The sequence below is a fragment of the Burkholderia sp. BCC0419 genome, assembly GCF_902830285.1.
In the GTDB taxonomy this organism is placed as follows: Bacteria; Pseudomonadota; Gammaproteobacteria; order Burkholderiales; family Burkholderiaceae; genus Burkholderia.
The window spans coordinates 276580-284336 of the sequence record NZ_CADESR010000008.1 but is presented as its reverse complement, the minus strand read 5'-3'; the positions used below and the strand labels follow the sequence as shown (position 1 = coordinate 284336).

General features: G+C 62.0%; 6 protein-coding genes. 5 read left to right on the top strand and 1 reads right to left on the bottom strand.

Translation table 11 applies throughout. The features are described from left to right. The 3 genes from HWW87_RS29535 to HWW87_RS29525 form a co-directional block, all read left to right on the top strand. The coding region (locus HWW87_RS29535; protein ID WP_244107360.1) for a YCF48-related protein at positions 1-603 on the top strand (603 nt) is incomplete at its 5' end. Positions 604-696: 93 nt separating this feature from the next. After that, positions 697-2172: an FAD-dependent oxidoreductase gene (locus HWW87_RS29530; protein WP_175823275.1), complete on the top strand. Its 1476-nt coding sequence runs from the start codon at positions 697-699 to the stop codon at positions 2170-2172. Continuing rightward, positions 2173-2853 (top strand): c-type cytochrome, encoded by a 681-nt coding sequence (locus tag HWW87_RS29525; protein WP_175823262.1) that lies wholly within the window; start codon positions 2173-2175, stop codon positions 2851-2853. It abuts the gene before it with no gap. Positions 2854-2939: 86 nt separating this feature from the next. On the opposite strand, the gene HWW87_RS29520 is transcribed toward HWW87_RS29525, so the two are convergent. Then, positions 2940-4361, bottom strand: coding sequence for a TetR/AcrR family transcriptional regulator (locus HWW87_RS29520; protein WP_175823261.1), 1422 nt, complete (start codon positions 4359-4361; stop codon positions 2940-2942). 533 nt (positions 4362-4894) lie between these two features. Between HWW87_RS29520 and HWW87_RS29515 the strand changes: the two genes are divergently transcribed. Together HWW87_RS29515 and HWW87_RS29510 are read left to right on the top strand one after the other, a co-directional pair. Then, positions 4895-6028, top strand: a complete 1134-nt coding sequence (locus tag HWW87_RS29515; protein WP_175823260.1) for a DUF5938 domain-containing protein — start codon at positions 4895-4897, stop codon at positions 6026-6028. 165 nt (positions 6029-6193) lie between these two features. Further along, positions 6194-7747 carry an AMP-binding protein gene (locus HWW87_RS29510; protein ID WP_175823259.1) on the top strand — a complete coding sequence of 518 codons (1554 nt, stop codon included), beginning with the start codon at positions 6194-6196 and terminating at the stop codon, positions 7745-7747. Positions 7748-7757 lie beyond the last annotated feature (10 nt).

The window sequence follows — 7757 nt, the reverse complement described above, 5'->3', positions numbered from 1 at the left end:
ACGTCGGTCGACCAGCCGCTGTTCTCGGTGCTGTTCACGAATGCGCGGGACGGCATTGCCGTCGGCCTGTGGTCGCTGATGCTGCAGACGCATGACGGCGGCAAGACGTGGGCGCGTACGACGCTGCCGAAACCGCCGGGCGGCGGCAAGGCCGACCGCAATCTCTATCACGTGTTTTCCGATCCCGCCCATGCGCTCTACGTCGTGTCCGAGCAGGGAATGGTCCTCAAGTCGGCCGACGACGGCGCGAACTGGACCTATCTGCCGACGGGCGGCAAGGGCACGTTGTGGTCGGGCGTCGCGATGCCGGACGGCCGGATCGTGGTCGGCGGGCTGCTCGGCAGCCTGTTCGAGAGCCACGACGGCGGCACGACGTGGACCGCGCAGCCCACCGGCACGCGCAGCTCGATCACCGATCTCGTCGCGACCGGCGGCGGGCTGGTGGGCGTCGGGCTCGACGGACTGACGTTCACGCAGCGCGTCGCGGGCGGCCCGTTCGAAGTCGTGCAGCGCGCGGATCGCGCGACGCTCACCGCCGCACTGATCGACGCGCGCGGCAAACCGGTGCTGTTTTCGCAGGATGGTGTACTGACCGGGCTTTGAGCAGGCTTTTGATTCTGGTCCAGGCGCATCAGGCGCCCTGGCCATACCAGAAGAGTGAAAAAGAAAATGAAGGACGATATGGCATCGAGTGCAATGCCGAAAAAACAATCGGATGTACCGACCCGGCGTCAATTCCTGCACATGGCGGCTGTGGGCGCCGCATCGCTGGTGGCGGGCAAGGTATCGATGGCTGAAGGTGCTGTCACGGCATCGGCGGATCAAAGCATCCTGGACGTCGCCATCATCGGTGCCGGGCTGGCGGGGCTGACGGCCGCGCGTGACTTGAAGCGCGCCGGATGCGAATCGTTCATCGTGTTGGAGGCGCGCAACCGCGTCGGCGGACGCACATACAACCATGACCTTGGAAACGGTGTGGTGTCGGAAGCCGGCGGTCAGTGGATCGGCCCCGGCCAGACGGCCATTGCCGATCTGGCACGCGAGCTTGAAGTCGATACCTTCCCGACCTTCTACGCGGGCAAGACCACGGTGCTGGCTGGTGATGTCAGGGTGACGCAGGATTTTCACGGTGGCATCGGCACTGACGATGCGATCGGCGCAAAGCTCGGAGAACTCGCGCGCGGCGTGCCTTCCGATGCACCGTGGAGAGCGAAGGATGCGGCCGAGCTCGACAAGCTGACATACGGTGACTGGCTGTTGAAACAAGGCTTGAAGTACGACGATGGATATTTCATGGGCCTGGCCGCGAAGCTGACGACGGGCGGTGCCCCCGCACAGCTTGGGCTGCTGTTCTATCTGTCGATGATCAATAGCGCGAGCAACAGCCTGGACCAGCTCGAATCGACCAAGGGGGGGGCCCAGGAAACGCGCTTCGTAGGCGGCTCACAGATCCTCAGCATCAAGATGGCGAAGGGCCTGGGCGACAAGGTCCGGCTGGCCTGCCCGGTACGCAAGATCGCCGGCTGGAATCGTGACGTTGTCGAGGTCCACACCGACCAGGGTGTGGTGCGCGCGCGCCGTGTCATCATTGCGATGAATCCGGCGCTGTGCAACCAGGTCGTCTACGATCCTCCGTTGCCCGAAGGGCGCACGCAATTGCAGCGGCGCTGGCCCGCGAACGCGCCGATGCGCAAGACGGTGCATGTCTACGAGAAGCCGTTCTGGCGGGACGACGGCCTGAATGGCCAGATCTTCCAGGTCGGTGGCCCCGTCTCCATGGCGTATGACAACTCGCCTCCCGACTTGTCGGTTGGCATCATCAGCGCATTCGTGCCGCCGGCTTCGCTGCCAAGTCATCCCAAGGCGGCAGAGCAGATGCTATCGGCGATTTACGCCAAGGCATTCGGAGACAAGGCGCTGCACCCGAAGCAGTTCCACGACCAGGACTGGGGCAAAGTCGATCCGTGGACGCTGCAATGCATTCATCCTTTGCCGCCCGGCTTTCTGACGACGTGGGGGAAGTTCCTTCATCCGTCGATCGGCAAGCTGATATGGTCGGGTACCGAGACGGCCGACATCTGGGCCGGCGCGATGGACGGTGCGGTGCGCTCCGGTCACCGTGCCGCGTTGCAAGCACTGGCGGCTCTGGCCCATCAAGGCGAGGTGGCGTAAATGCAGCGGACCTTATTCATGGTCACCATCGTGGCAGTTGCGGCGGCGGTCGGCGCGGGCGTCCTCTACGGACGCGATTTGACGAATGGCATGCGCTATGAAAAGGCCATGACCCATATCGGCGACGCAAGCAAGGCCAACGCCGGCCCGTGGCCGCAGCCGCAGGAGACTTGCTTCGTCTGTCACGGCCCACAGGGCCAGTCGCTCAACGCTTGGTATCCGGCGCTGTCGGGCCAGCCCAAGGCCTATATCGCAGCCCAGTTGCGCGCGTTTGCCAATGACCAGCGGCCCAACCCATACATGGGACCGCTCGCAAAAGGCCTCACCGATGCGCAGATCGACGCTTTCGCAACCTATTTCGCGCAGCAGACGCCAGCCCGAAACGAGGATGTCCCGGCCGATGCAAAGCTCGAAACGCGCGGGCTGGCGTTGGTCCAAGCCCGAAGTTGCCAGGCGTGCCACGGCGCGAACCTGATGGGCAAGGACTCGGCGGCACGTCTGGCAGGACAGGGGCGAGACTATCTCGCGAAGCAGCTAGCGGAGTTCAAGGCGGGCGCACGCAAGGACCCGACCGCCGCCATGAACAGCATCGCTGCAACACTGTCGAGCGAAGACATTTCCGCAGTTGCCCACTACCTGGCCGGCGTGTCGCCGGTCCGGGAGGGCATCGCTGCTCGCTGATTTGCCGGGAGGGGCTGAGATGTTCGCGCCTGGCGCACTGCGAGGGCGCCGCAGGCACGCCACCTAGATGAGGCGTTCTGCCCCAATCAATCGGATGCCGTGTCGCTTGTGGCAAGGTGTCCGCGGGCGATGCGAGGCGTGATCGCTATCATCAGATCCACTACGCGGTTCATGCTCACACCTTGCGCTTGTGCGCCAAACCTCAGAAGTGACACACCATCCATCAGTGCTGCGATAAGTGTCGCGCGAGCGAGGCATTCGCGCGCGGTCGCCGACGAATCAATCTCACGGATGAGATCAGCGTAACTTACCCGGTAGGCGGCATAGACGCCTACCACGATTTCACGCGTGATGTCCGAATGCTGGGCTAGCGCAAACATCTCTGCCCAGAGTCGATACACTGCAGGATCCGCAGCTTCCGCAGCGACGGACGCGGCGATATCGCACAGACGTTCTACAGCAGGTTTGCCACTCGGCTTGCCGACCTCCGCGTAGTTGTCCAGATACGCCTGCGTCAGCGCGCCAATTGTCGAGCGGAGCAGGTCATCATGGGTCGGGAAGTAGTTTTGGAGCGCGGACGGCAGGATGCCAAGCTCTCTCGCCACCCGCGCCAGCGAGAAGTTCGCATAGCCTTCTGCCGCGAGCAGGTTGCCGGCGGTAGAGATAATCTCGTTGATCTTGGTTTCTCTACGCTTTCCCTGCGCCGTCGGTCGGTAATGGAAGGCATCCTGAGCCGTATGCTGCACCCGCAGATCCAGCAGTTCTGGCGGGAACCGTCCCCCCCCCACAAAGATGCCTCCTTCGGTATCGCCACAGCCGTGAGCGGTACGAACCAGCGCTTCGCTTTCCAGCATCTCTGTGGGCGCGTTCACCACCATCTTGACGGTGCGTTTCGTCACACGAACGAACTCGATATAGTCCTTTCCGAGGTAATCGCCGTGGGAGGCGAATATAGTCATGCCGTCGATCTGGGCGACGATCACAGCCGCACGCACCAGGCATTCTTCGTCGGTCAGCGTCGGATGGAGTTCCGACAATAACTTCGCAAGGATCCCTCGAAATCGCACCTGAACCTCGTTCAGCAACTCAGTGGCATAGGCTTCATGTGAGGCGAACGCCATGAGTTCCACCATGAACTTCGGCAGATCGGTCTCGTTGATGGTCTGGAAAATATGGTTGACCAGCGCAGTGCAACGCTGCGCTGCACCGGTGCCCGGGCGACTCGCGATCGCAGTGTAGTCCGCCATGACCTGGCTAATGTATGCCCGCAGCGCCGTGCTCAGCAATTCATCTTTCGTTCGAAAGTAGTACTGCAGATTTCCGTGTGTGATGCCCATGCGATCCGCCACGCGGCGAGTCGCGAATCCGGCATAGCCATCCTCCTGAAATACCTGGCGCGCAGTACCAAGAATCTCCCGGATACGCCGCTCCCGATTTCGTCGCGTTGACGGCTGCTTGGTTTCTTCGGAATGGTCAGGGTTGCTTTGCTTGACCGCGCCATTTTGCACGTTGGCTCTCCTATCACATCAAAAGTCAGTCCGAATTATAGGCCGATACGATGGAAGAGGGAAACGCAGCTCCGATTTTCCGTGCTTGGGCGCGTACATAGTGGGTGCCCTTGACCGGAGGTGCGCCCAGGAAGTCCGGCTTTCGGCCGACGTTCCGTGGCGCAGTCCTTCGGAAGACCAGTGTCCATCCCGGTTACATACGTACTGAACGCTTCCGCAGCTCGCCAGCCGGTCTCCTGCAACACGCGGAACCGCGTCGATTCGACATCGTTCGTGCCGGGCTTGGTTGGTGTTTTCCCTATCTCAAGCGCCTTGATTATAGGCCGCATCGCCGCTAATATTTGGCCATTCAGATGTACTTTGTAGGCCGAACAAACGTTATATGTGGCGACGAATGCTGGATGGGATGCTCCTTCGATCTCGAGATCGAGCAGGCATACCGCACCGGCTTCGGGCGACTGACGCACAGCTTCCCGCATCGATTCACGTTCGATCAACCCGATCTTCAACAACAGAGGTATCAGGAGACAACCATGGCAAAGCACCCCGTCGTCGTCTATGGCGCAAGCGGTTACACCGGCATGTTGATCATGGACTGGCTGATCGACCAGAACATCCCGTTCACCGCCATCGCTCGGAATGCAGGCCGGGCGAAGGAGATGATGGCGCAGCGTGTCGTGCGCCTCGAGTCGGCCAAATACGAAATCCTCGAAGTGGAACACAACGTGGATTCGCTCGCGAAGGCATTCAGTGGCGCAAAGGTCGTGTGCAATACCGTTGGTCCGTTCTTCAATTTCGGGCTGGTTGCGGTGGAGGCGGCACTCAAGGCAGGGTGCCATTACCTTGATACCACCGGCGAGCAGCACTACATCCGTCAGGTGCGCGATCGGTTTGGCGAGCAGTTCCGTCAGGCCGGGTTGCTAGCGTCGCCGTCGAACGCGTATATGTACACGTTCGCTGAAATTGCGGCCGAACTGGCGCTCGAGACGCCGGGTGTCGATGCGCTGGAGACCGCGACCCTGGCGCGCGGACTGCGTGGCGCCGGTGCTGGTGTGAGCGTGGGCTCCGCAGCCACCATCTTCGAAAGCTATCGCCAGGAATCCTGCTATCTGTGGGAAAAGGAACTGGTGCCGCACGAGAAGCACGCTTCGTTCTCCGTCGTCTCCCCCGATTTCCTGCAGCCGGTATTCGCTCTGCCGTGGGGTGGCACTTCGCTGCCGGTGTACTTCCGCGACGATTCGCGCGTGCGCAGCTGCATCTCGAGCGTTGGCTTCTACGACAACAACGCGATGCGAATGGTCCATGAGCTCGGCCAAAAGTGGGATGCCGAGTACGCGCACCTGCCGCGCGAGCAGCAGGACGCGGTGCTGGCCAAGCTTGTCGATTCGACTACGCCGATCATGCCGCCGCGCGAGCGCACGTCGTCTCACCGTACCGTTGACTTTGCAATTGGCCGGGGTCAGCTCGCTGCGGTGCGCGCGACCGTGCACGGGATCACGCCGTATATCTCGACGGGTGCTATTCAGGCCGCCGGCGCGATCAAGCTGATCGACGGTGACACCGCCAAGGTTGGGTTCGCGTCCGGCTCGAAGGCGTTCGGGCATCGCTACCTGCTCGGTTTCCTTGAGCAGCGCGGCTTGGCGCGCGCCACGATCTCGCAGCTGTAATCAAATCGTCATGGGGCTCTGACTTGAACGTCAGTCCGTGGCAGGACACACGAAGCACGCCCCGGATGCTATCTCGGGGCGGCACCGAACATCAATTTCGACCCGTATGCGGCAGGCAGGAGCCGTTCCGTCATCGACCTGGTACGGCTCCAGAGGAATACGAAAATGGCAATCATTGATTTTTTCGACCGAGGGTGGCGCATCAATCCCGACGGCATTGCTTATATCCAGGGCGAACGCAGCTTTTCGTACCAGGAGATCGGCGAGCTTTCGTGCCGCATCGCCAACGGGCTGCTGGCTGCCGGGTTCGAAAAGGAAGCCAAGGCAGCGGTGTGGGCGGACAACGACGTAATGGGGTGGGGCTGCGCACTCGGCATGTGGCGCGCCGGCATGGTGTACATCCCCGTCAACGGGCGTAACGCGGCGGCCGAGAACCAATACGTACTGGACGCTTTCGACTGTGAAGCGCTGTTCTTCACCCAGGCGTTTGCTCCGATTCTGGAAGAACTGCGGTTCAGCCTGCCCAAGATCAAGCTGTGGGTGTGCGTTGACGCTGAACTCCCGTGGGCACCGTCGCTCGCCACCTGGAGCGACGGTCACCCGACCACCATGCCGCGCGTCGAGTACGACATGGACGATATCGTCACATTGTCGGCAACGGGTGGTACCACGGGTGCCCCGAAGGGCGTCATGAACACGCACCGTGCGTTCCAGACGTACTTCGCACAATTCATGATCGCGTTCCCATATGGAACGCAGCGCCCGGTGAATCTTGCCGCTGCGCCCATGACGCATACCGCGGGGATGATGTCGCTGCCGTGTACCGCACGCGGGGGCACGGTGGTCGTGCTCCCGAAACCGGATCCCGCGCTGCTGCTCGCCGCCATTGCCAAGCATCGCGTCACCGAGTTTTTCTTGCCCCCCACGGTTATCTATCGCCTGCTCGACATCCCGGGCATCGATCAGCAGGATTTCTCGTCGCTCAAGTATTTCCTGTACGGCGCCGCACCGATGTCGGTGGAGAAGCTCAAGCGCGCCATCGAAGTATTCGGTCCGGTCATGGCCGGCGGTTACGGGCAGACCGAGGCCGCGGCATCGATCGCCAACATGGCGCCCGCCGAGCATTTCGTCGACGGCAAGATCGCGTCCGATGAACGGCTCTCGTCGGTGGGCCGACCGAACCCGCTGATCCGAGTCGAGATCATGAACGATCAGGGCGAGGCGCTGCCGCAAGGCGAGACCGGTGAAATCTGCGTGCGCGGCGACCTCATCATGAAGGGCTACTACAAGGCGCCGGACAAGACCGCCGAGACCATCGTCGACGGCTGGTTGCATACGGGCGACATAGGCCACCTCGACGCCGACGGCTACCTGCACATCACCGACCGCAAGAAGGACATGATCATCAGCGGCGGCTTCAACGTCTATCCGAGTGAAGTCGAGCAGGTGATCTGGGCGCACCCGGCGGTGCAGGACTGCGCGGTGATCGGCGTGCCCGACGACAAGTGGGGCGAGGCCGTGAAGGCAGTGGTGGAGCTCAACGCGGGCCACACCGTGAGCGCCGACGAACTGGTTGCGCTGTGCAAGGAAAAGCTCGGTTCGGTCAAGGCGCCGAAGAGCGTGGACTTTGTCGGCGCACTGCCGCGCAGCACGATCGGCAAGGTGTTGAAGAAAGACTTGCGCGAGCAGTACTGGCAAGGTCAGCAACGCAAAATCTGAGACGAGCGAT